This window comes from Planococcus maritimus (genome assembly GCF_001687625.2).
Lineage (GTDB): Bacteria > Bacillota > Bacilli > Bacillales_A > Planococcaceae > Planococcus > Planococcus maritimus.
Genome location: NZ_CP016538.2, coordinates 2,586,864 through 2,610,300, shown reverse-complemented (window position 1 = coordinate 2,610,300; position 23,437 = coordinate 2,586,864). Strand labels below are relative to the sequence as shown.

Genomic DNA, 23,437 nt, shown 5'->3' with positions numbered 1-23,437 from the left:
GGTTGATCAGCAGTGACGAAAAAATGGAAAGTGATGACGATTTTCGGTACACGCCCGGAAGCGATTAAAATGGCGCCGCTCGTTTTGGAATTGCAAAAGCATCCAGAAACGATTGAAGCCCTTGTGACCGTGACCGCCCAGCACCGTCAAATGTTGGACCAAGTGCTCGACACATTCGGCATCACACCCGATTTTGATTTGAACATCATGAAAGACCGCCAAACCTTAAGTGATGTAACGGTCCGTGCCATGCAAGGCTTGGATGATGTGATGAAAGAAGCGAAACCGGATATCGTACTGGTTCATGGAGATACGACAACGACATTCGCGGCAAGTTTAGCTGCTTTGTATAATCAAATCTCGATTGGGCATGTAGAAGCTGGGCTCCGGACCCACAATAAGTACTCTCCTTTCCCGGAAGAGATGAATCGTCAATTGACAGGCGTCATGGCGGACATCCATTTTGCGCCAACTGAAAAGTCCGCGCAAAATTTACGTGACGAGAACAAAAAAGAAGAAACCATCTATATTACAGGCAATACGGCTATCGATGCTTTGCAGACGACAGTCCGTGACAATTACCATCACCCAGTGCTCGATCAAATCGGTGATGACCGCATGATCTTGTTAACTGCCCATCGCCGTGAAAATCTTGGCGAGCCGATGCGCAATATGTTCCGTGCCATCAAGCGCTTGACTGAAGAGCATGATGACATTCAAGTCGTGTACCCAGTTCACATGAATCCGGCTGTCCGCGAAGTCGCGGACGAAGTGCTCGGGCGCGACCCGCGCATCCACTTGATCGAACCGCTCGAAGTCTTGGATTTCCATAACTTCGCAGCCCAGTCTTATTTCATCCTGACTGATTCGGGCGGAGTGCAAGAAGAAGCGCCGTCTCTTGGGAAGCCGGTCTTGGTGTTGCGTGATACAACGGAACGTCCAGAAGGCATCGATGCAGGCACTTTGAAACTTGCCGGTACGGACGAAGAAACAATCTACCGCCTAGGCAAGGAATTGCTGACAGATGCATCCGCCTATGAAGCGATGTCGCAAGCATCGAACCCATACGGCGACGGAAAAGCATCCCAGCGGATCGTCGAAGCATTGCATAAGTATTTCGGCGAGTTGTAGGGAGTAGAGGGAGTCGGAGGGCTCACAGGATGTGAGTCAGCTAAGCATTGCGACAGGACGTCGCGTTCTTAGCTTAGCTTCTGCTTTCGGCTGCCTCCGCTTTTCTTTGTGTCTAGCTCGAGCGCCTAGCTCCTCGGGTCATAAGCCGTTCCAGCATTGCGGCAAAGGGCGCCGCATTGCTGATCCGTCTTATGCCTGTCGGAGGGCCACAGGATGTGGGTCAGCTAAGCGTTGCGACAGGACGTCGCGCACTTAGCTTAGCTTCCGCCATCAGGCGCTCTCGCTTTTCTTGGTGTCTAGCTCCAGCAGCCAGACCCTCGAGGTCACAAGCCACTTTGCTTATGCGGCAAAAGGCGCCGCGTCAGCAAATCGTCTTGTGCTTGTCGGGTCTAAATGGCTGCCTCCGCTTTTCTTGTAACAAATTTGTCAATCATATGTCGGTGGGATATCGCTTGTGAAGTTTTTCACTACATGCAATTGACATGATTTTGCCCCTATTGTATGCTTACAAAGGGTCTGCATGAGAGGGTTTTCATACATAATGGATGTGCTATTGAAAGCCAGATGCGACTGCTCTTTTATGGGCGTGAATATCAAATCATTATGAATTTCGAGGGGTTTATCATGCACCCGAAAAAAAGTCCCTTACAAGCAATGGCGATTTATTCCGTCATTCTCTCACAACTTGTCGGGTCCGTACTAATCGGGGTCTTTACAGGGATGTGGCTTGATGAGCAATTCGGAACCGCCCCGCTCTTTTTGATCATCTGCCTATTTACCGGCCTGAGTGCTGGGGTATGGGCGATGCTTCAGACCGTCCGAAAATTCGAATCAGGAGACATGTGAACAATGGATGGACTTCAAGAGATCTACAAAAGATTGAAGAGGCTGATGTATTTCATTCTCGCAGCGTTCGTTTTAGGGTGGGGGGTCACTCCTTATCCAGAAGTATTCGCTGGCCTAATCGTCGGATCTCTGTTCGGCATTTATAATATGTGGATCTTGGTTCGGAGAATGGAAAAATTCGACCGGGCGGTAGAAGAAGGCTCAAAAGTCCGTTCTCTTGGAACGGCATTACGGTTTGCATCAGGTGTAGCAGTTGTGGCGATTGCAATATTGTTCGCTGAGCACATACACTTGGTCAGTGCGGTAATCGGGTTGATGATCCCATATGGTCTCCTTTTAGTGGAGCGGATCGTTTATCACATGAAACACCATTAAAGAAAGTGGAAAGAGAGGTGAATTTATCGTGGATCACGGCGCTCCAATGCTCGAGGTGTTCGGAATTTGGTTCAACCTTTCGAACGTTATGATGCTACTTGTAGCCGCTCTTATTGTGTTCCTTATCGCATTCTTTGCTACCCGTAACTTGAAGCTGAAGCCGACTGGCATGCAGAACTTCATGGAATGGGTCATGGACTTTGTTAAAGGAATCATTAAAAGCAATATGGACTGGCGGGATGGTGGACGATTCCATGTTCTTGGAATTACGCTGATTATGTTCATCTTTGTATCGAACATGCTCGGGCTCCCATTTGCTGTCGTCGTCAACGGAGACCTTTGGTGGAAATCACCAACAGCGGATCCAGTGGTGACAATGACATTGGCTGCAACAATCATCATCTTGAGCCATTATTATGGTATTAAGCTGAAAGGCTTGAAAGGCTACAGTTCAGATTTCCTGAAACCGATGCCGTTCTTGTTCCCGCTTAAAATCATTGAGGAATTTGCAAATACGCTGACACTCGGTCTGCGTCTTTACGGTAACATCTACGCTGGTGAGATTTTGCTTACATTGTTGGCAGGTCTTGCTTCAGCAAGTATCTTCGGATTTGTCGGTGCAATCTTGCCGATGATGGCATGGCAAGGATTCTCGATCTTTATCGGGGCTATCCAAGCGTTTATTTTCGTTATGTTAACGATGGTTTATTTATCGCATAAAGTCAGCGAAGACCATTGAGTATAAACTGCCTTCGGGCAAAACAAAAAAACAATCATCCTGAGGAGGACATTTTAAAATGGGTTTATTAGCAGCAGCAATTGCAGTAGGACTAGCAGCACTAGGTGCAGGTATCGGTAACGGACTTATCGTTTCAAAAACAGTTGAAGGTATCGCTCGCCAGCCAGAAGCACGCGGCGTTCTTCAAACAACAATGTTTATCGGTGTAGCTTTGGTAGAGGCATTGCCGATCATCGCCGTAGTTATCGCGTTCATCGTAATGAACCGTTAATAAAGAAAAGCGAAAGTGCCTGTTCAGCTCTGACAGGCATAAGGCGAACCAGCGAAGAGGCGTACTTTGCCGCATAGCTGGGTTGACTTATGTCCCGAAGAGCTAGGCACAGCAATTTATGAGTAAAAAGCTAAATGGCGAGAATGCTCCGGCATGTTTTTCGCCATTTATGCTTGTATGATGCATTTTGGATTTCGACAGCACATCTAACGATTTATATAATAGAAGAAAAGTATTTTAGGCTCTTGAAGGGAGTGAAACAATCGTGTTTTTTGATCACCTCGTACTCGGTGCAACCGGGGAGTTTTTGAATATTGGAGACATCATCGCAACATTGGTCATCTTTTTGCTCCTAATGGCCCTGTTGAAGAAATTTGCTTGGGGTCCGTTGATGGGCGTTATGCAGCAGCGTGAAGATCTGATCGCAAGTGAGATCGAAACTGCTGAAAAAAGCCGTCAAGAATCACAGCAAATGCTTGAAGAGCAACGCAGCCTTTTGAAGGATGCCCGCAACCAAGCACAGGAAATCGTTGAAAACGCCAAGAAACAAGGCGAAGTTTCTCGTGAGGAAATCATTACGACAGCACGTGCTGAATCTGCTCGCATGAAAGAATCCGCAGTGGCAGAAATTGCTAACGAGCGTGAAAAAGCGATCGCAGCAGTTCGTGAAGAAGTTGTGGCTCTGACTTTGTTGGCAGCTACGAAAGTACTCGACAAGGAAATCTCTGAGGAAGACAACCGTCAGTTGATTAACGAAACGATTGCGAAGGCAGGCGAAGTGCAATGAGCCAAGTCGCTGAGCGCTACGCATCGGCATTATTCCAGGTTGCCAAAGAGCACAATGTGACTTTGGAAATCGAAAAGGATCTTCGTGAAGTACGTAAAGTTTTCAAGATGACTCCTGAACTATACCAATTGATCGTTTCTCCGAAAGTTTCAGCGGATAAGCGCACAAACCTCATCAACGAAGTGTTCCAAGGAGCTAACCACTACTTGATCAATACACTACAGATGTTGGGTGAACGCAGACGCATGAACATAATCAGTGATATGGCTCAAAGCTATATCAAGCTTTCCAACGAAGAGCAAGGAATTGAAGATGCAGTAGTTTATTCGACTCGTCCGTTGACAGAAGAAGAAACAGCATCTCTTTCCACCGCTTTCGCGAAAAGCATCGGCAAGAATTCTTTACGGATTGAAAACGTAATCGACCCATCTTTGATTGGTGGATTGCGCCTTCAAATCGGGAACCGCATCTATGACAGCAGCGTCAGCACGAAACTTGCTCGCCTGCAACGTCAATTGATCGGCTAATTTATGAAATTATGAGAGGGTGAAATACATGAGCATCAAAGCTGAAGAAATCAGCAATCTGATTAAGCAACAGATTGAAAACTATCAATCAGAGATGAAAGTTGACGAAGTCGGTACAGTCATCACGATTGGTGACGGTATCGCTCGCGCTCATGGCCTCGACAACATCATGGCTGGAGAACTTGTAGAATTCTCAAATGGTGTAATGGGTATGGCACAAAACTTGGAAGCCAACAACGTTGGTATCATCATCCTTGGGCCATTCGCAGACATCAAAGAAGGCGATGAAGTACGTCGAACTGGCCGTATTATGGAAGTACCGGTAGGACCAGAACTTATCGGACGCGTAGTCAATCCACTAGGACAACCGGTTGATGGTCTTGGACCGATCAACACAACGAAATCTCGTCCTATCGAAAGCCCAGCACAAGGCGTTATGGCACGTAAATCCGTGCACGAACCGCTTCAAACGGGTATTAAAGCAATCGATGCTCTTGTGCCAATCGGCCGTGGGCAGCGTGAATTGATCATCGGTGACCGTCAGACAGGTAAAACGTCTGTTGCAATCGATACAATCTTAAACCAAGGCGACCAAGACATGATCTGTATTTACGTAGCAATCGGCCAAAAAGAGTCGACTGTCCGTAACGTAGTTGAAACGTTCCGTAAAAACGGGGCGCTTGATTACACGATCGTTGTTACAGCGTCTGCTTCACAACCAGCTCCACTTCTATACCTAGCTCCTTATGCAGGTATCACAATGGCTGAAGACTTTATGTTCGATGGCAAGCACGTCTTGATCGTCTATGATGATTTGACAAAACAAGCGTCCGCTTACCGTGAACTTTCACTCTTGCTTCGTCGTCCTCCAGGCCGTGAAGCTTACCCAGGTGACGTTTTCTACCTTCACTCACGCCTTCTTGAGCGCGCAGCGAAGTTGAACGAATCACTCGGATCGGGATCAATCACTGCATTGCCGTTTGTTGAAACGCAAGCAGGCGATATCTCTTCTTATATCCCAACAAACGTAATTTCGATTACGGATGGCCAAATCTTCCTTCAATCGGATCTTTTCTTCGCCGGTGTTCGCCCAGCGATCAACGCAGGTCTTTCTGTATCCCGTGTAGGTGGTTCAGCACAGATCAAAGCGATGAAGAAAGTAGCCGGTACTTTGCGTCTTGACTTGGCTGCTTACCGTGAATTGGAGTCATTCTCCCAGTTCGGTTCCGACCTTGACCCAGCGACAGCTGCAAAACTTGAGCGCGGTAAACGTACAGTTGAAGTTCTCAAGCAGGACTTGAACAGCCCAATTAAAGTTGAAAAACAAGTTGTTATCTTCTACGCATTGACTCGTGGATTCCTCGACGATATTCCTGTACAAGACATCACTCGTTTCGAAGCTGAATTGACTAGCTGGTTGGATATTAACCACACAAACGTTTTGGATACCATCCGCTCAACTAAAGGGTTGCCATCTGATGAAGAATTCGGTGCAGCAATCAACGAATTCAAGCACACATTCGCAAAATCAGAATAAGCTCCCTGGCAGGATCGGAAGAAAAAATAACAAGGTGGTGAAATACCAGTGGCATCTTTACGCGATATAAAAACACGAATTACGTCAACCAAGAAAACAAGCCAAATCACGAAAGCGATGCAGATGGTTTCCGCTTCTAAGTTAAATAAAGCGGAAACGAGCGCAAAAGCTTTTGTTCCTTACATGGAAAAGATCCAGGATGTGGTCGCTTCGATCGCAGCCGGTTCTAGCGACGTGTCGAATCCTATGATGATGGCGCGTCCTGTAAAGAAAACGGCATATTTGGTCATTACTTCTGACCGTGGCCTTGTTGGCGGCTATAACAGTAACATCTTGCGTACTGTCATGGCGAAAATCAACGAGCGTCATACGTCAAGCGACGAATTTGTTATTCTCAGCGTTGGGCGGAAAGGCCGTGACTTCTTTGCGAAGAAAGGCTACAACATCATTGAAAGTTCAGTCGGGCTTCCAGACCACCCAGCGTTTGCGGATATCAAGGAAATAACGCGCAAAGCTGTTGGTATGTTCGCAGAAGGTACGTATGACGAAGTGTATATGTACTATAACCATTATGTTTCTGCCATCTCCCAGGAGGTTACCGAAAAGAAAGTGCTGCCGTTGACTGACATTCAGCCAACTGGATCGACTGCTTCTTACGAGTTCGACCCATCAGCAGAAGCGATTCTGGAAGTTCTTCTTCCACAATACGCGGAAAGCTTGATCTTTGGAGCCTTGCTGGATGGCAAAGCAAGTGAGCATGCTGCTTCCATGACAGCAATGAAGAGCGCAACCGACAACGCATCAGAATTGATCGGCGATCTGACGCTTGTCTACAACCGTGCACGCCAAGCTGCGATCACTCAGGAAATCACAGAAATCGTCGGCGGCGCTGCCGCATTAGAGTAAGAAAAGCGAAGGAAGCCGTCTAGATTCGGCAGGCATAAGACGAATTCCCGAAGCGGCGCTTTCTGCCGCACAGGGAAGTTGGCTTATGACCCGAGAATCTGGCTTCCGGAGACTAGACAATAAGAAAAGCGAAGACGGCCGTTTAGGCCCGATGAGCTTTAAATAGGTTCAATAAAAGTAAGACAGGAGGGAACAGCATGAACACAGGACACGTTCTTCAGGTTATGGGTCCGGTTGTAGACGTTAAGTTTTCTAACGGACAGCTTCCAGCGATCTACAACGCCCTAACCGTTACAATCGATCGTCCCAACCAAGCGCCAACTACTTTGACTCTTGAAGTAGCTTTGCACCTTGGCGACGACACAGTTCGTACCATCGCAATGGAATCCACTGATGGATTACAGCGCGGTTCAGCAGTAACCGACTTGGGCAGAGCAATTTCTGTTCCTGTCGGAGATGTTACACTTGGCCGAGTATTTAACGTACTTGGTGAAGTAATCGACTTGGGTGAGGAAATTCCGGCAACAGAACGTCGCGACCCGATTCACCGTTCTGCTCCTACGTTTGAGCATCTTTCCACTGAAGTTGAAATTCTTGAAACTGGTATCAAAGTTGTTGACTTGCTTGCCCCTTACATCAAAGGCGGTAAAATCGGCCTCTTCGGTGGTGCCGGTGTAGGTAAAACTGTTTTGATCCAGGAATTGATCAATAACATCGCACAAGAACACGGCGGCCTTTCTGTATTCGCTGGTGTTGGCGAGCGTACACGCGAAGGAAACGACTTGTTCCATGAGATGAGCGAATCCGGCGTTATCAAGAAAACTTCAATGGTCTTCGGCCAGATGAACGAGCCGCCTGGCGCACGTATGCGTGTTGCTTTGACAGGTTTGACAATGGCTGAATACTTCCGTGATGAGCAAGGCGCAGACGTTCTATTGTTCATCGATAACATTTTCCGCTTCACGCAAGCTGGTTCTGAAGTATCCGCCCTTCTTGGCCGTATGCCATCAGCGGTTGGTTACCAGCCAACACTTGCAACGGAAATGGGTCAATTGCAAGAGCGTATCACGACAACTAGCGCTGGTTCTGTAACATCGATCCAGGCAATCTATGTTCCAGCCGATGACTACACGGATCCGGCTCCGGCAACAACGTTTGCCCACCTTGATGCAACAACTAACCTTGAGCGTAAACTTTCTGAGATGGGTATCTACCCAGCGGTGGATCCACTTGCTTCTACTTCACGCGCATTGTCTCCTGAAATCGTTGGCACTGAACACTACGGTGTTTCACGCCAGGTTCAAGAAACTTTGCAGCGCTACAGAGAGCTTCAGGATATCATTGCCATCCTTGGTATGGACGAATTGAGCGATGAGGACAAGCTGACGGTTAACCGTGCACGCCGCGTCCAAAACTTCTTGTCTCAAAACTTCCACGTTGCTGAGCAGTTCACGGGTCAAAAAGGCTCGTATGTTCCAGTTCAGGAAACGATCAAAGGCTTCCAGGAAATCCTTGCAGGCAAATACGATCATCTTCCGGAAGATGCTTTCCGCCTAGTCGGCCGCATCGAAGAAGTTATCGAAAAAGCCAAAGGCATGGGCGTACAAGTCTAAAATCAGGGACCAGGAGGGAAAAAAATGAAGACCATTACAGTCAATATTGTCACTCCCGACGGCCCAGTATACGATTCAGAAGTTTCTATGGTGATTGCAGTTACAGCAACCGGTGAGATGGGCGTTTTGCCTGGTCACATCCCGACAGTAGCTCCTCTTGGAATCGGCGCAGTCCGGTTAAAGAAAGAAAACTCGACGGAATTGGTCGCTGTAAGCGGTGGGTTCCTTGAAATCCGCCCTGAAAAAGTGACGATTCTTGCTCAATCAGCAGAAACTGCGACTGAGATCGACTTGGCACGTGCGCAGGAATCTGCAAAACGTGCTGAAGCACTTCTTCAGGCAAGAAAAGATGAGATCGACTACAAACGCGCGGAGTTGGCGTTAAGACGTGCGACGAATCGTATCAACGTTTATGAGGGTAACATTTAATAAAGTCGGACGGGCGGAAGCGATTGCTTCTGTCCGTCTTTTTTATTGAAATGGGCAACACGATGAGAAATACGCATGAATTTTATGGCATGACAAATAATTTCAGCTATACTTACAATAGGAGTTTCAACTAGTAGAATATGAGACGAAAGGAGAAGGTAAAGTGGAGTTGTACATCGGTCAACAAGCATTGATTTCAATCATCAGCCACATTTTTTTCACAGGCGTTTCCTTTTACGCATTGCGGGCTGTGATGTTCGATAAATGGATAGCAAAGCACCACGTATTGCAGGCACAAATTTTATACATTTTTTTGAGCATTGTAATTGGGACATCTGTCTCCAATTTCTTCTTGGAAATCTCGGCATGGTCTAGGCAGTTGCCATACCTGTTTTAATTGCCGATTTGCCATGGTCATACGGATGCATGCCGTTTCTATGGCAAATCGGCAATGTTTTACTATTTCCCGGGAAATATTCACTGTCTAAGGGTTTATTTCTATTGAGTTGGGGAAACAATTAAATGTAATCATTTTGTAATATTTCTTTTTTCGCTACGGACATAAAAATACCTATGCATACGAACAACTTTGGGGTATATTGACTTTTTGATAAGAAAGCCTTGTAATGCTTGTTTCTTATCAAAAAACAAGGTATTATAGATAAGGTTTTCAATTTGAAACTACTATAACTTATAAAGACTATTAAATAGGGATATATACGTGAGAACTGTATAAATTAAGGATTATTAAACACATGGAGGGTTTTGCTTTGGATCATATCATCGTTAAAGGCGGAAAAAAATTAACAGGTAAAGTACGTGTAGAAGGCGCGAAGAACGCAGTATTGCCAGTATTGGCAGGCGCGCTCCTTGCAAGTGAAGGGAAAAGCATCATCACGGAAGTGCCGAATCTAGCTGATGTCTACACTATTCAAGAAGTATTGAGAAGCTTGAACGTCGACATCGAATATTTCCCGGAAAACAACGAGATGCACATCGATGCATCTTCACAACTATCAAGTGAGGCACAGTTCGAATATGTCCGCAAAATGCGTGCATCGATTCTAGTCATGGGGCCGGTACTTGCACGTAACGGCTTTGCTCGCGTAGCTTTGCCAGGCGGCTGTGCCATTGGGTCACGCCCAATCGACCAGCATTTGAAAGGCTTTGAAGCCATGGGCGCGAACATTACGTTCGGCAACGGTTTTGTAGAAGCGAAAACAGATGGCCGTTTGCGCGGCGCGAAAATCTACCTCGACTTCCCAAGTGTCGGAGCGACTGAAAACATTATGTCCGCTGCAGCACTTGCGGATGGCGTAACAATCATTGAAAACGCAGCGAAAGAACCAGAAATCGTTGACCTTGCGAACTATATTAACCAAATGGGCGGAAACGTCAAAGGCGCTGGGACAGACACTATGCGCATCGAAGGTGTCGAAACACTTCACGGTTCGAATCACTCAATCATTCCTGACCGCGTCGAAGCTGGAACATTCATGGTAGCAGCTGCTATCACAGAAGGCGATGTCATCATCGAGAACGCCGTGCCGGAACATATGGCAGCATTGATTTCGAAAATGGGCGAAATGGGCGTCGATATTCAAGAAACGGATGAAGGCTTGCGGATCCGCTCGACACGCCCACTCCGTTCGATCGATATCAAAACGATGCCGCACCCAGGATTCCCAACAGACATGCAGTCACAAATGATGTCATTGATGCTGACAGCTACAGGAAACGGCATCTTGACAGAAACGGTTTTTGAAAACCGCTTCATGCACGTAGAAGAATTCCGTCGCATGAATGCATCCGTTAAGATTGAAGGACGTTCCGTGATCATGGAGGGACCTTCTAAATTACAAGGCGCACAAGTATCAGCGACAGACCTTCGTGCAGCAGCTGCATTGATCTTGGCTGGACTTGCTGCTGAAGGCATTACACGTGTACACGAACTCTATCATCTAGATCGTGGTTATGTAGATTTCCATTTGAAACTTGAAGCTCTAGGGGCTGACATTGAACGCGTATCGACAGAAACAATCGAAGTAAAAGAAGAGCAAATGGTTTAAATCATCAGGACTCATACTTCATAAGATCCAAAGCCTGCCGCACAATTGAGCGGTAGGCTTTTTTCGTAGAAACACAAGATGAAAGTATTTTCGGGGAATTTTGTCAGTCATTGCAGGATTATGATAAAATTTCAACTAGATAAGTTATCTTGACGTATTCGGCATATGGAAGATTGCAATATGGAGTTGGTTTAAATATTTGAGCTTCAATCATGCTTGTAAAGTAAAGGAAGGGGACGGCATCATGTTTTCGAAAGATATCGGTATCGATCTTGGAACAGCCAATGTGCTGATCTATGTAAAAGGCAAGGGCATCATTTTAAATGAGCCGTCCGTTGTAGCAGTAGATAAGAAGTCCAATGAACTCATAGCAGTTGGCACGGAAGCCCAAAAGATGATGGGGCGGACACCTCAGCATATTGCAGTCATCCGGCCGTTAAAAGATGGCGTCATCCATGATTTTGACATTACAGAGCTCATGCTCAAACATTTTATGCAAGTCTTGAAATTGAAAGGCTTTATGATGAAGCCGCGAATCCTCATCTGCTGTCCGGCGAATATCACGAGTATCGAACAAAAGGCCATTCGTGAAGTGGCCGAGAAAGCCGGCGCACGAAAAGTTTATGTTGAAGTGGAACCGAAAGTAGCAGCGATTGGAGCAGGGCTTGATATTTACCAGGCGGATGCGAGTCTCGTTATCGACATTGGCGGTGGCACTTCCGATATTGCCGTCTTGTCGATGGGGGAGATTGTCAAAAGCGTCACATTAAAAACTGCAGGGGATCATTTTGATTTGGACATTCTCCATTACATCAAGAGAAAGTACAAACTATTGATTGGGGAACGCACTGCTGAAAAGCTAAAAGTTGAGTTTGGCACGGTCAGTGGCGATCAACAAGCGACGATGGAGATTCGTGGACGGGATATGCTGACAGGCTACCCACGGACAATTACGCTTACGGCGCTGGAAATTACGGAGGCTTTGCGTGAATCTGTTGAGTTGGTGGCAGAAGGCGTACGCATGGTGCTCGAACAGACACCTCCTGAGCTGGCAGCGGATATTATCGACCGCGGTGGGGTTTTAACCGGTGGAGGCGCTTTACTTGGAGGTTTGGACCGGTTACTGGCAGAACGGCTAGAAATTCCGATTGGCATTGCGGAACATCCGAAAGAATGCGTGGCTCTTGGTACTGGGAAAATGCTTGAAGCGAAGCAGGATGTTTTTCGTGCGAGGAGATAATATTCAAATTATTGTTCCATAAGCTCCACTTTTTAGTATAATGGCAGATAGTGAAGAAACTTGATTAGCATGAGGCATTTAAAGAAGAAAGGTTGACATAGCAATGGCACAATCACCTAAAACTGGCTCTACTCAGCCAGATAAACCAAATCCGCAAGCCGATAAACCACAGAAAAAAACGCGGTGGGTCCAAATTCGCATGTTTCCGATCTGGCTGCGAATCCTTCTTGTTATCGCGCTGCTCGTTGTGATGGCAGCACTTGGTGCGATGATTGGATATGGCGTTATTGGAGACGGCAGCGCTGGAGATGCACTCAAATGGGAAACTTGGCAACATATCTTTGACATCATGCGCGGGGTCACATAATCAATGAGTGGTAGCGCTTAAATGAGACAAGCAGAACGTGTAGAAGGGAATGGACTAAATGTTGACGACAGAACAAGTACAGGCAATTTTGCCTCACCGGTACCCATTTTTGATGGTCGATCGGATTATTGAAATTGATGCAGGAAAAAAAGCGGTCGGATTAAAAAACGTAACCGCCAATGAAGATTTCTTTAACGGCCATTTCCCAGGGTATCCTGTTATGCCAGGTGTTTTGATTGTTGAAGCACTGGCGCAGGTCGGAGCAGCAGCTGTTCTTCAGATGGAAGAAAACAAAGGGCGCTTAGCCTTTTTCACAGGCATTGACAATTGCCGCTTTAAACGCCAAGTGACCCCAGGCGATCAATTGCGCCTAGAAGTGGAATTGACGCGTCTGCGCGGTTCTATGGGCAAAGGCCATGCGATTGCGACTGTAGATGGAGAAATCGCTTGTGAATGCGATATCCTCTTCGCGCTTGGGCCAGTTCAAGAAAAATAACCAAAAAACGCCTCCCGCAGCCGCGGGAGGCGTTTTTTTCATGAAGTGGATCTGCTTTCATCTTTGCGCAAAACGGGACGTTCCTTCATGTCCGTTTCAAAGCGGTCGAGCAAATCTTGCCCTTCCAGACCGTCTTCTAACAGCTCAGACAATAAAGTCTCGGCGTACTTGCGGCGAGCGCGTTTTAAGGTCCCTTTCATCAACACAGAAACGTGGCCGCCGATTGGTTTAACGGCATGGATGATCACTTCGAACGTCGCTGGTTCGTTTCCAGGATAGGAAATGACGACTTTGACATCATAGACTTTGCCGTTTTGCTTCATATCAAGAAAAACGCCTTCGTGTTTCTCATCCACCAGCAGCTCAAGTACCCACGAACGCTGGGAATTTTCCTGATTGATGATCAGGCCGTCATGGAGCGGGTAGTTGATGAGTTGTTCACCATCCACTACAGCGAGCGACAGCATTTTAAAGGTTTTCATGCAATTCCCTCCAGATAAAGCTTTGTTTCAGTATAGCATAGCACGAAATTGCCCGGTGAATGTCTGGAGAAAAAAACCAGACACTCGAAAGAAGTTTTTTTCATTGTAGCTAAGAGGTAAAAAATTGCTTTATTTTTGGCTGCGAAAAGGCTGAAAATTTTTTTTGCCTATTTCAGAATTCAATAAATGATGCCCGAAATTCCTGCAAATTCGCGATTTGCCACATTGCCAAGGAAATAGTGATATTAGTATGCTTTCATTACCGGCAGGCCAGTGTATCAACAGCTGAATTGACCTTGCCGGCAAGGAGGTGAAATCAATGAATCAAGTAGGCATTGTTGGGCGGTTGACGAAAGACCCGTCGATGCGGGTGCTGGGAGAAGGGCGTATACATACTACCTTCGTCGTGGCGATTTCCCGCAATTTCAGAAATCAACGAGGGGAAATCGAAAGCGATTACGTCCTGTGCTCGACTTGGGGGCGGACTGCCCAAAACGTCGCCAAGTATTGCATGAAAGGTTCACAAGTGGCCATCACAGGGAGGATCCAATCTCGCCATTACGATAAGGAAGATGGCTCCCGCATCTATGTAACGGAAATCATCGGCGACCAAGTGCGTTTCCTCGATAAACGAAAGCCCTCAGATGACCTCATCCCCAAGCGGACGGATCCGGATCCTAGTGCGGAATTCGATTTCCAGCCGCCCGAAACTGAGCAGGTGAACAGTTGATGCATAAGGAGGCAAGTGGAATGCCGAAAGAACTTCAGCTCCAGTTGGAAGTCCATATGGAGCAATTGATCAAACTGACCGCTTCGCTTCAGCAACGCATGATTGAAGCGGAGCGGGAGCTGTCAGAACTGAAACGGGTCTTCGCCACAGGCGAAAAAAACTGATGATCGCTGTCCAAAAAAATCCAGCCAGGTGGGGTCCTGGCCGGATTTTTTAAAAGCTATAAGTGAACAATTCTTTCAATTCGTCATCGGATAGGTCGGTCATCCACTGGCTGGATTGGATAAACTGGTCTGACATCGATTGCTTCTGCGTGAGCAGTGAATCGATTTTTTCTTCGATTGTCCCGATTGTCACGAATTTATGGACGTGGACAAATTGCGTTTGGCCGATGCGGTATGCTCGGTCGGTCGCTTGATTTTCCACGGCCGGGTTCCACCAGCGGTCTGCATGCAAGACATGCGTAGCCGCCGTTAAATTAAGGCCGGTGCCGCCCGCTTTCAAGGAAAGGATGAATATCGGGAATTCGCCATTTTGGAAAGAAGCGACAAGTGAATCCCGTTGGTTTTTCGGCATATGGCCGGTTAAGAACGGCACTTCATGCCCGTATAATTCATTCAGCGCCTGCTGCAGCAGATGGCCCATTCCAATGTACTGTGTAAAGATCAAGCACTGTTCCCCGCGTTCCGCGATTTCCCCCGCAAGTGTCACGATACGCTCAAGTTTCTGAGAGCGGGGCAATAACTCGTCTGCGGTCGTATACGGCTCTTTCAAGTAAAGGGACGGGTGATTGCATAGCTGCTTCAGCTTGCTGAGCATTTTCAGGACGAGGCCTTTTTTCTCGAAGCCTGTGAGCGTCCCCATCTTTTGCACCGTATCCTGAACGAGCCCCTCATATAGCGCGGCTTGTTCCGGCGTCAATGGGCAATATTCCAATTGCTCCAGTTTTTCCGGTAAATTGAGCTGAAGTTCGGGATCTTTTTTCGTGCGGCGCAATAGAAATGGCTGTATGCGCTGCCGCAGCTTTTCCTTAGCCTGTTCGGAATCATCCCGCTCAATAGGCACCATAAAGGCTTCCTGGAACTGCTTGATGCGGTACAGGTAGCCTTTATTGATGAAATCGAATATCGACCATAGTTCAGACAAACGGTTCTCAATTGGTGTCCCAGTGAGCGCAATATGATGTTGTCCTTTAAATTTGCGGATCGTCCGCGATTGCTTCGTGTACATATTTTTGATGTTTTGGGCTTCATCGAGCGTAATACTCGTCCACGTAATTGATTGGATTTCGACGCTGTCGGAAGAAGCGATGCCGTACGTCGACAGCACCACATCGGGTTGTTCCGATGCAAGCGAGTCCAGGAAGGCCTGGCCTTTCGGACGGTTGCTGCCGTAATGCGTCGCGACTTTTAAATCAGGTGCAAAACGTTCCAACTCTTTTTGCCAGTTGCCGAGAACTGAAGTCGGGCAAATGATGAGCGATGGCTGTTTCGGTTTTTCGCTGTGTACATGCAGCAAGTAAGCGATCAATTGAACGGTCTTGCCGAGCCCCATATCATCGGCCAAACACAAGCCAAATCCTTCCTCGCGCATAAACGCCAAATAATCGAAACCGGTCTTCTGGTAAGGGCGCAGCTCGGTCATCAAGTTTTCCGGTAATGGGGTTTCCGGCAGGTCACGCTTATCCAGCAATTTATCGAGCAATACTTTCAAAGAATTATTCAAATGAAACTCGACAAGCGGATCGTCTTCCTCACCGGGTTCTTCGAGCATGACATCCGGTACATTATGGAACAGCATATCTTTCAGCGTCCAATCAGCATCTTCCGCTTCTTCGATCATCTGGCGCAGCTGCATCAATAAATTGGAGTCGACGCGTACCCACTCGTTGCCGACGCGGATAAATTCACGGTTTTCCGTCACCAACTGCTCAAAATCCTGCATGCTCAATTCATGACCATTGAGTGAGAACTTCCAGTCAAAGTTGATAATTTGGTCCAATCCCACGACGGAAGCTTTTTTCGCCGGTGAAGTCACGTTTGCTTTGACGCGGACTTTCGATTCCTGAACAGCTTGCAGCCAGGAAGGGATCGACACTTCCACGCCGAATGCCTGCAGTAGGTCCGCATCGTTGCGCAGGAAGCTCAGGACTTCCGCATCGGTCCAACGGGCGATATACATCTGATCGGCTTCATAGCGCTCGACAGAAGGGCATAGGCTGAGGATCAAGCTTTGGCGTTCTTGAATGTCACGCGCATGAGCACGCCATTTTTCAGGCAGGACTTTTTCAATCACTTCGTTTTCACGACGTTTTGACGGTGTCCAATATGCGCTGCCGCGTTTCGTACGCAGCGCCGTTCGGAAAGCCCAAAGGCCACTGTCGTCCGGTTCGGTCAATTGCATGGCCAGCACGAAATCATCCGCCGGTTCGAGCCCATCCCAGCCGGCATGCTCGACAAAGTGCAAGAGGTACGGCAATTGTTCGGAAGTGAGCCCTTTTTGGCGTAATTGATGTTCGATTGTATCGGTCAAGAATGAACGGATTTCTGCATCGCCATAGGCCGGGTCGATGGAAATGGTGCCTTCTTCGACATGGACATGTTGCCATAAAGCAGAATCGTTCAAGGAATCAGAGACGCGGCGCGCAAGTTTCAGCCAAGCTTCATCTTGCAACCGGCGTCCTGAAAATTGGACGTAATGGTGGGGAGCCTGCTGGAACAAGCGGACAAAATCTGCTGGTGTCAACAACAGGTCTAAGCCATCCGTCTGGGTATTCATGCCGAAAAAGCTTACTTTGTCAGCAAAAAACAAGAACGGCGACCAAATTTCCGGAGGAATCCGGTTTCCGCTGTCGTTATAGGCCTGTAGCCGGAACATGTCCGACTGCTCGATTTTTAAATAATAGGTGCGGCTTCCTTCAGTTTGGAATTGATTCATAATAGCTTTCCTTTCTCGATCTCTTCCTGGAGTGCACGCAAGCGTTTATAGCGTTGTTGGATCTCTTTCATATAATCATTCCAAAACGGCAATTGCCCGCTTTTTTTGCAAGCAGACTTCATTTTCTTCCATACGCGCACAGCTTGCTTGTAGCTGGTGCGGCTGCGTTCTTCAAGGTGTTGCAGCGCATAGCGGTGGTAAAGTGGCAATGCGAAATCAGGTGCGGCATTATGCACTTCTTTCAACCCGCATTCCTCAGCAAAATACAGGGGTGAGTTATGCAGCTGGTGAAGCTCTGCCCATTGCTTATACATGCCTTTTTCGACAAGATAAGCGGAATAGGCCGGCAAGCCGTAATGGCCAAACTGCGTAAACAAATCTTCCCAATCATCTTCGGTCAAATCAATCAATGAATACAGTCGGCTTAACACACGGACGTAGTGGTGGCGGTATTGCGTAAACAATCCGTCAAACAGGAAAGTCCGAACGTGCGGCTTGAGGGCTATTAGAATAGCAGACAGCCCTTGTTGATGGCCCTCTTCTTCCGCAAGCACCGCCAGTTTGACCCAGTCAGCTGCTGCGCCCGGTGCAATATTGCCAGGTGCAACTTCGTTTTCGAGCAGGATGTCGAAAAATGCCTGAACCCGCTCATCAGGACGCCGAAAATCTTCAAGGCCACTTAACCGTTCGCGCCTGGTGATGAATAATTCAGTCCAAAACAGCTGGTAAATGTCAAAGCGTTCGGAAAAAGAATCATCATTCGTTTCCGTAAATTCACGAACCAGTTCCCGTAAATGGGTGAAAAAAGCATCCGATTCGAATGTGCGGTGCAGACCGCGCAATTGGCCGAGTAAATCACGAAGTGCATGCAATTCGTCCGCAAACCAAGTTTTGAAGAACGAGTGGTGCACTTCTTTAGTCCCCGCGCTGAACGTATTCCACACTTCTGTCAATGAAATCAAGTGGGCATAGGTTTTATATAAAGTTTTCCATTCACGCTCGAGTGGCATGAAGGACAGGGCATTTTTCAAACGCCCTTCGTATAATTGTTCAAAATAGAAATAATTACGTGTGACGTAATCGTTGATTGGTTCACGCCACGTGCTGCGGATCAGTGCTTCCCATTGATCGGGTGAGCGTTTATTCGTCAATGTCGACAATTTCTCATTCTCCTTATCACGCCATTTCGCGACCCATTCGGAAAGCGAGTCAATTTTTTGGTAAAGCGAAAAAATGACCGCCAAGCGGTGACGGCAGTTGGTTTCCTGTGGGCAAGCGCATACGGCACTAAGTTTTCCGAAGTTGAGCACCACTTTTACCGAATGGGCATCTTTCACGCTCGCTTCTAACAGTAGCCGCTCTTCATTGAACGAATGAATCTGAACGCCGTCGTGGCGCACTAAAAAGACTGCTTTTCGAACCATTTCCTCATCCAGCGCACGCGTAGGATGAAGCGACTTGTCGATAGCAGCCATATAATTGTGGATCGTGTCTTCGTATTGTTTCGCTAAGGATAAAACCGTAGCCATGTGCATCGCCCCAAATAAAAACATTTCCTTCTATTATACGCATTTGTGGCAATACAGTAAACGAAGAAGGAAAAAGAAGCGCAAATGCCATTGTTTGTCCATATCTTTTTCTATCCGTTTCGCCCAATTTATGGTATGATTTATATAAGCAGAATATTCTGAAATATGAGGAGGGGAGTCAGATGTTGCATGTAAAATTGATGAAGCCGTTTTATACAAAGAGAGAAGGGCACCGCATCAAGTTTGTGTTCGCCTATCAATATTTTTCGATTCTAAAAGACGATGAAGTGTTTCACTTCATTCCGGTCGAAGGGAAAGAGATCATCGTCAACTTGAATACGTTCCAAGTGGAGAATCTTTCCGAAGTCTTTGTATTCCAGAAAGGGAATCGCTTTATCCGTTTGCCGCTCTACCAATTGTTGCTAGTGTCCGATATACACACACACCTTCAGAGCATTTTGAAGGAAGAAAGGGCGGAATTGATCGAAGTGAACGAACAAACCAAGAAAGAAGCGACCGAAGCAATCCAGTTCCTGGAGCAGGAAAACTTCAACCGCATGATTGATCAGGCATTAGCCGCGGGGGATAAGGAACTGTTTGAGAAGCTGCTGTCTGAGCAAAAACAAGTACTTGATGGAGGTCTATGATGATACATTTACAAACAGCCTATGGATAAGCAACGCCTGCCCGGGAATTCGAGAGCAGGCGTTTTTATATGGGAAAAAACATGCTAAAAGCCCTCTTCCGTCGATCGGAAAAGGGCTTTTACGTATGTTCGGAAATCATATGGTGCTCCTTTCTACATGAGCATGAAGTAATTAAGGGCTAACATGATAACGGCAGAACCTGTTACGCCCAGCGCAAGATCTCCCCATTGCATCTCGAGTACTTTTTCAAAATTATTCATGATGATCCGCTCCTTCTTGTGATTGTCGGGAAACCCTGTTTGCCAGTTATAGTGTCCAGTTGAACTATTTATAACTTGTTTACAGTCTAAAAGGAATTGGAAGAAAATGCATGAGTCTAAATTACCAAATATTCTAAAAATTAAAATAAATATAGAAGCTCCTTTCGTTCAAGAGTACCGGTATGGTTTAAGACAAGCCAATAAATGAAGGAATTCGGCTCGTTTTGAACTCAAATAATTATAGTGGGAAAAATCAATGGCCTCATTCATGCAGAATATATACAGAAAAAAATCCATTTTTAGTGGGAAGTGAGTGGGTCGATGAATGTTTTTCGGTTGAAATGAATAAGGATGAATTTTTTAGAATAAAAAATTATATTGAAATATTCTTGCAATATTGCTATATTAATTGACGTGAAGTTTCAAAAATATTCCGAATAAGACAAACAAAGGGGAATTTTACATCATGATACGTTAGTTGATGATGCAAGCGAGGTTCTGTTAGGAGGAAGAAATAATGGGCAAATACATACTCAAACGATTTTTAATGATGCTCGTGACGATTTTCATCATTGCGACATTGACGTTTTTCCTGATGCATGCCGTTCCCGGGTCGCCGCTTGAAAGTGACCGCAACACGAACGAAACGGTACAGGCGAACCTGGAGCGTTTCTATAAGCTCGATCAGCCTCTACATATTCAATACTTGAGTTATATGCAATCGATCGTCACATTCGATTTCGGGCCGTCGATCAAAGACCCGAACCGAACGGTCAATGAACTACTGGCCAGGGGCTTCCCGATTTCCTTCGAACTTGGAATGATCACCATTCTTGTTGCGGTCGTCTCCGGAATTATTCTCGGGACAATGGCTGCGCTGCGGCATAACAAAATGATCGATTACGCGGCCATGGCTTTTGCCGTCATTGGGATCTCGATTCCGAACTTTGTCCTCGCAACGGTGTTGATCCAGCAACTCGCAGTTAACTGGAATATCTTCCCTCCCGCAACCTGGACCAGCCCGATGCATATGGTGCTACCGGTACTGGCGCTTGCGACCGGGCCAATGGCGATCATTGCCCGGCTGACACGTTCGAGTATGCTTGAAGTGCTGACGCAGGATTACATCAAAATGGCCCGCGCCAAGGGCATTAAACCGATGCGTATCGTGTGGCGTCATGCACTGCGCAATGCCTTGATGCCAGTCGTGACGATCATGGGCACCTTGCTTGCCGGCATTTTGACCGGAACCTTTGTCATCGAGAAAATTTTCGCGATTCCGGGGATGGGCAAATACTTTGTCGATTCAATCAATAACCGCGATTATCCGGTCATCATGGGCACAACGGTATTCTACAGTGCGTTCTTGATTTTTATGCTGTTTCTCGTCGATATCGTCTACGGCATTTTGGATCCGCGCATCAAGCTGCACAAGAAAGAAGGTGATGTGTGATGACGCAGGTTCGTAATGATTGGTTCCGTCCATCTGACAACCATACAGATGAAAAAGAAGCCGTCGTGCGCCCGTCGCTTTCCTATTGGAAAGACGCCTGGCGCAGGCTGAAGCAAAACAAACTGGCGATGCTCGGACTGATTTTCCTGGCACTGCTCGCTGTAATGGCGATATTCGGCCCTGTATTTTCACCGCATTCCGTCACAACACAAGATTTGCCGAATCAAAACCAGTCGCCGAGCGCGACCCATTGGTTTGGGACGGATGAAGCAGGACGTGACGTTTTTACCCGCACTTGGTACGGGGCACGCATTTCACTATTCGTCGGCTTGATGGCCGCGTTGATCGATTTTGTTATCGGCATCGTTTACGGCGGCATTGCCGGCTATAAAGGCGGAAAAATCGATGCTGTTATGATGCGCATCATCGAAATCCTTTATGGCTTACCGTATTTGCTGGTCGTTATCTTATTGCTCGTCGTCATGGGACCGTCTTTATGGACCATCATTCTGGCACTCACCATCACGGGCTGGGTCGGCATGGCGCGTATTGTCAGGGGACAAGTGTTGCAAGTGAAAAACTATGAATTCGTCACGGCATCGAAATCATTTGGAGCAAAGACACCGCGCATCATTCGCAAAAACTTGATCCCAAACTCAATGGGGCCAATCATCGTTCAAATGACTTTAACGGTGCCGAGTGCGATTTTCGCTGAAGCATTCTTGAGCTTCCTCGGTCTCGGGATTCAGGCGCCGTTTGCGAGTTGGGGCGTCATGGCGAACGATGCTTTGCCAGTCATCATTACCGGCGATTGGTGGCGCTTGTTCTTCCCGGCATTATTTATTTCATTGACGATGTTCGCATTTAACGTACTTGGAGACGGGCTGCAAGATGCACTCGATCCAAAGATGAGGAAGTGATGACATGACAGGAAAGCAGATAGCTGAAGAATTGGCGCGCACCCGTTTAGAAGATGGGATGGATATCGATGCAGTCGATCACTCGGGTCAACGCGGAAAGATAGTCAAACCGAAAAAACGCAAGACTGTCACGGACGAACGTATCTTGTCCGTGCAGGATTTGCATGTGACTTTCAATACATATGGCGGAACCGTACAAGCCGTGCGCGGCGTCAATTTCGACTTGTATAAAGGAGAGACCTTAGCAATCGTCGGGGAGTCGGGGTGTGGAAAATCAGTGACTTCCAATGCCATCATGGGCTTGATTCAGCAGCCACCGGGCAAAATCAGTTCCAAAGGCGTTCATTTCAAAACACAGGATCTCACCAAATTATCGAAGAAAGAAATGCGCAAAATACAGGGCGTCGACATCTCGATGATTTTCCAGGATCCGATGACTGCGCTCAATCCGACCTTAACAATTGGTGAACAATTGACGGAAGGTGTCAAACAGCACAAGAACTTGAGCAAAGCAGAAGCGAAAGAGCGGGCGATCGACATGCTCAAGCTGGTCGGCATTCCGAATCCGGATGAACGGCTCAAGCAATACCCTCACCAATTCTCAGGAGGCATGAGGCAGCGCATCGTCATTGCGATTGCTTTGATCTGCGAACCGGAACTCTTGATTGCCGATGAGCCAACAACAGCGCTTGATGTGACGATCCAAGCGCAGATTCTGGAACTATTCGAAGAAATTCAAGCAAAAACCGGCGTGTCGATTATCTTGATCACACACGACCTCGGTGTGGTTGCCAAAATCGCGGATCGCATCGCAGTCATGTACGCCGGGAAAGTCATTGAGACTGGCGACAAGCGTGAGATTTTCTACAACCCGCAGCATCCATACACCAAGGGCTTATTGACGTCCGTGCCAAGGCTCGACCTCGCGGGTGGGGAGCTGAAACCGATCGACGGCACGCCGCCCGATCTATTCGCACCGCCAAGTGGCTGCGCATTCGCTGCCCGCTGCCCTTTTTCGATGGATGTCTGCACGAATGTTTATCCGGAAGTGACGACCTTGTCAGAAACGCATAAAGTGGATTGCTGGCTGCAAGATCCAAGGGCTCAAAAATTGATCGATGAACAGGCTTTTGCAAGATAAATTTG

At 47.2% G+C, this 23,437-nt stretch carries 25 protein-coding genes; 22 read left to right on the top strand and 3 right to left on the bottom strand.

Annotated elements, in window-relative coordinates:
* Positions 1 to 12: 12 nt before the first annotated feature.
* The 16 genes from wecB (at position 13) to fabZ (ending at position 13,333) form a co-directional block, all read left to right on the top strand.
* The gene (gene wecB / locus BBI11_RS12970; protein ID WP_068464154.1) at positions 13 to 1,131 is read left to right on the top strand and encodes a non-hydrolyzing UDP-N-acetylglucosamine 2-epimerase; all 1,119 of its coding nucleotides are present in this window, start codon (positions 13 to 15) and stop codon (positions 1,129 to 1,131) included.
* Positions 1,132 to 1,755: 624 nt separating this feature from the next.
* On the top strand, positions 1,756 to 1,977 hold the full coding sequence (locus BBI11_RS12965) for an AtpZ/AtpI family protein (protein ID WP_068464151.1): 222 nt from the start codon (positions 1,756 to 1,758) through the stop codon (positions 1,975 to 1,977).
* 3 nt (positions 1,978 to 1,980) lie between these two features.
* On the top strand, positions 1,981 to 2,352 hold the full coding sequence (locus BBI11_RS12960) for an ATP synthase subunit I (RefSeq protein WP_068464148.1): 372 nt from the start codon (positions 1,981 to 1,983) through the stop codon (positions 2,350 to 2,352).
* Between the two features lie 28 nt (positions 2,353 to 2,380).
* A complete protein-coding gene (gene atpB, locus BBI11_RS12955) occupies positions 2,381 to 3,091 on the top strand; it encodes a F0F1 ATP synthase subunit A (RefSeq protein WP_058382965.1) in 711 nt (236 codons plus the stop codon).
* A gap of 58 nt (positions 3,092 to 3,149) precedes the next feature.
* A complete protein-coding gene (atpE, locus tag BBI11_RS12950; RefSeq protein ID WP_008433003.1) occupies positions 3,150 to 3,362 on the top strand; it encodes a F0F1 ATP synthase subunit C in 213 nt (70 codons plus the stop codon).
* Positions 3,363 to 3,627: 265 nt separating this feature from the next.
* Entirely contained in the window at positions 3,628 to 4,149 is a 522-nt protein-coding gene (atpF, locus tag BBI11_RS12945; protein WP_068464145.1) for a F0F1 ATP synthase subunit B, read from the top strand.
* Complete coding sequence (locus tag BBI11_RS12940) at positions 4,146 to 4,676, top strand: F0F1 ATP synthase subunit delta (RefSeq protein WP_068464143.1); 531 nt, start codon at positions 4,146 to 4,148, stop codon at positions 4,674 to 4,676. Before atpF ends, BBI11_RS12940 begins: the two co-directional genes overlap by 4 nt.
* A 28-nt stretch (positions 4,677 to 4,704) precedes the next feature.
* Complete coding sequence (gene atpA / locus BBI11_RS12935; RefSeq protein ID WP_068464138.1) at positions 4,705 to 6,213, top strand: F0F1 ATP synthase subunit alpha; 1,509 nt, start codon at positions 4,705 to 4,707, stop codon at positions 6,211 to 6,213.
* A 48-nt stretch (positions 6,214 to 6,261) separates the two neighbouring features.
* Positions 6,262 to 7,119, top strand: coding sequence for an ATP synthase F1 subunit gamma (gene atpG / locus BBI11_RS12930; protein WP_068464136.1), 858 nt, complete (start codon positions 6,262 to 6,264; stop codon positions 7,117 to 7,119).
* Between the two features lie 197 nt (positions 7,120 to 7,316).
* Positions 7,317 to 8,732 carry a F0F1 ATP synthase subunit beta gene (atpD, locus tag BBI11_RS12925; RefSeq protein ID WP_068464133.1) on the top strand — a complete coding sequence of 472 codons (1,416 nt, stop codon included), beginning with the start codon at positions 7,317 to 7,319 and terminating at the stop codon, positions 8,730 to 8,732.
* A 24-nt stretch (positions 8,733 to 8,756) separates the two neighbouring features.
* Positions 8,757 to 9,161: a F0F1 ATP synthase subunit epsilon gene (locus tag BBI11_RS12920; RefSeq protein WP_068464131.1), complete on the top strand. Its 405-nt coding sequence runs from the start codon at positions 8,757 to 8,759 to the stop codon at positions 9,159 to 9,161.
* 163 nt (positions 9,162 to 9,324) lie between these two features.
* A complete protein-coding gene (locus BBI11_RS12915) occupies positions 9,325 to 9,558 on the top strand; it encodes a DUF1146 family protein (protein WP_058382972.1) in 234 nt (77 codons plus the stop codon).
* A 373-nt stretch (positions 9,559 to 9,931) separates the two neighbouring features.
* Entirely contained in the window at positions 9,932 to 11,230 is a 1,299-nt protein-coding gene (gene murA / locus BBI11_RS12910) for a UDP-N-acetylglucosamine 1-carboxyvinyltransferase (protein ID WP_068464127.1), read from the top strand.
* A gap of 244 nt (positions 11,231 to 11,474) precedes the next feature.
* Complete coding sequence (gene mreB / locus BBI11_RS12905) at positions 11,475 to 12,470, top strand: rod shape-determining protein MreB (protein ID WP_068464124.1); 996 nt, start codon at positions 11,475 to 11,477, stop codon at positions 12,468 to 12,470.
* A gap of 103 nt (positions 12,471 to 12,573) precedes the next feature.
* Complete coding sequence (locus BBI11_RS12900) at positions 12,574 to 12,837, top strand: DNA-directed RNA polymerase subunit beta (protein ID WP_068464120.1); 264 nt, start codon at positions 12,574 to 12,576, stop codon at positions 12,835 to 12,837.
* Positions 12,838 to 12,895: 58 nt separating this feature from the next.
* The gene (gene fabZ / locus BBI11_RS12895) at positions 12,896 to 13,333 is read left to right on the top strand and encodes a 3-hydroxyacyl-ACP dehydratase FabZ (RefSeq protein WP_068464117.1); all 438 of its coding nucleotides are present in this window, start codon (positions 12,896 to 12,898) and stop codon (positions 13,331 to 13,333) included.
* A 38-nt stretch (positions 13,334 to 13,371) separates the two neighbouring features.
* On the opposite strand, the gene BBI11_RS12890 is transcribed toward fabZ, so the two are convergent.
* Complete coding sequence (locus tag BBI11_RS12890) at positions 13,372 to 13,815, bottom strand: YwpF family protein (RefSeq protein ID WP_068464114.1); 444 nt, start codon at positions 13,813 to 13,815, stop codon at positions 13,372 to 13,374.
* A gap of 319 nt (positions 13,816 to 14,134) precedes the next feature.
* On the opposite strand from BBI11_RS12890, the gene BBI11_RS12885 reads away from it, so the two are divergent.
* Positions 14,135 to 14,545 (top strand): single-stranded DNA-binding protein, encoded by a 411-nt coding sequence (locus BBI11_RS12885; RefSeq protein WP_068464111.1) that lies wholly within the window; start codon positions 14,135 to 14,137, stop codon positions 14,543 to 14,545.
* A 20-nt stretch (positions 14,546 to 14,565) separates the two neighbouring features.
* The gene (locus BBI11_RS16520) at positions 14,566 to 14,709 is read left to right on the top strand and encodes a hypothetical protein (protein WP_167358171.1); all 144 of its coding nucleotides are present in this window, start codon (positions 14,566 to 14,568) and stop codon (positions 14,707 to 14,709) included.
* Positions 14,710 to 14,758: 49 nt separating this feature from the next.
* Here BBI11_RS16520 and BBI11_RS12880 read toward each other — a convergent pair whose 3' ends face one another.
* Both BBI11_RS12880 and BBI11_RS12875 read right to left on the bottom strand, forming a co-directional pair.
* The gene (locus BBI11_RS12880; RefSeq protein ID WP_068464109.1) at positions 14,759 to 17,482 is read right to left on the bottom strand and encodes a DEAD/DEAH box helicase; all 2,724 of its coding nucleotides are present in this window, start codon (positions 17,480 to 17,482) and stop codon (positions 14,759 to 14,761) included.
* Positions 17,479 to 19,011, bottom strand: a complete 1,533-nt coding sequence (locus BBI11_RS12875) for a hypothetical protein (RefSeq protein WP_068465769.1) — start codon at positions 19,009 to 19,011, stop codon at positions 17,479 to 17,481. Before BBI11_RS12875 ends, BBI11_RS12880 begins: the two co-directional genes overlap by 4 nt.
* 182 nt (positions 19,012 to 19,193) lie before the next feature.
* Here BBI11_RS12875 and BBI11_RS12870 point away from each other — a divergent pair, with 182 nt between their 5' ends.
* From BBI11_RS12870 to BBI11_RS12855, 4 genes are all read left to right on the top strand, one after another.
* On the top strand, positions 19,194 to 19,658 hold the full coding sequence (locus BBI11_RS12870; protein WP_068464106.1) for an IDEAL domain-containing protein: 465 nt from the start codon (positions 19,194 to 19,196) through the stop codon (positions 19,656 to 19,658).
* A 777-nt stretch (positions 19,659 to 20,435) separates the two neighbouring features.
* Positions 20,436 to 21,371 carry an ABC transporter permease gene (locus BBI11_RS12865; protein ID WP_068464104.1) on the top strand — a complete coding sequence of 312 codons (936 nt, stop codon included), beginning with the start codon at positions 20,436 to 20,438 and terminating at the stop codon, positions 21,369 to 21,371.
* Positions 21,371 to 22,291, top strand: a complete 921-nt coding sequence (locus tag BBI11_RS12860; protein WP_068464101.1) for an ABC transporter permease — start codon at positions 21,371 to 21,373, stop codon at positions 22,289 to 22,291. Before BBI11_RS12865 ends, BBI11_RS12860 begins: the two co-directional genes overlap by 1 nt.
* Positions 22,292 to 22,295: 4 nt before the next feature.
* Positions 22,296 to 23,432 carry an ABC transporter ATP-binding protein gene (locus BBI11_RS12855; protein ID WP_083389105.1) on the top strand — a complete coding sequence of 379 codons (1,137 nt, stop codon included), beginning with the start codon at positions 22,296 to 22,298 and terminating at the stop codon, positions 23,430 to 23,432.
* The last annotated feature ends 5 nt before the right edge of the window (positions 23,433 to 23,437 follow it).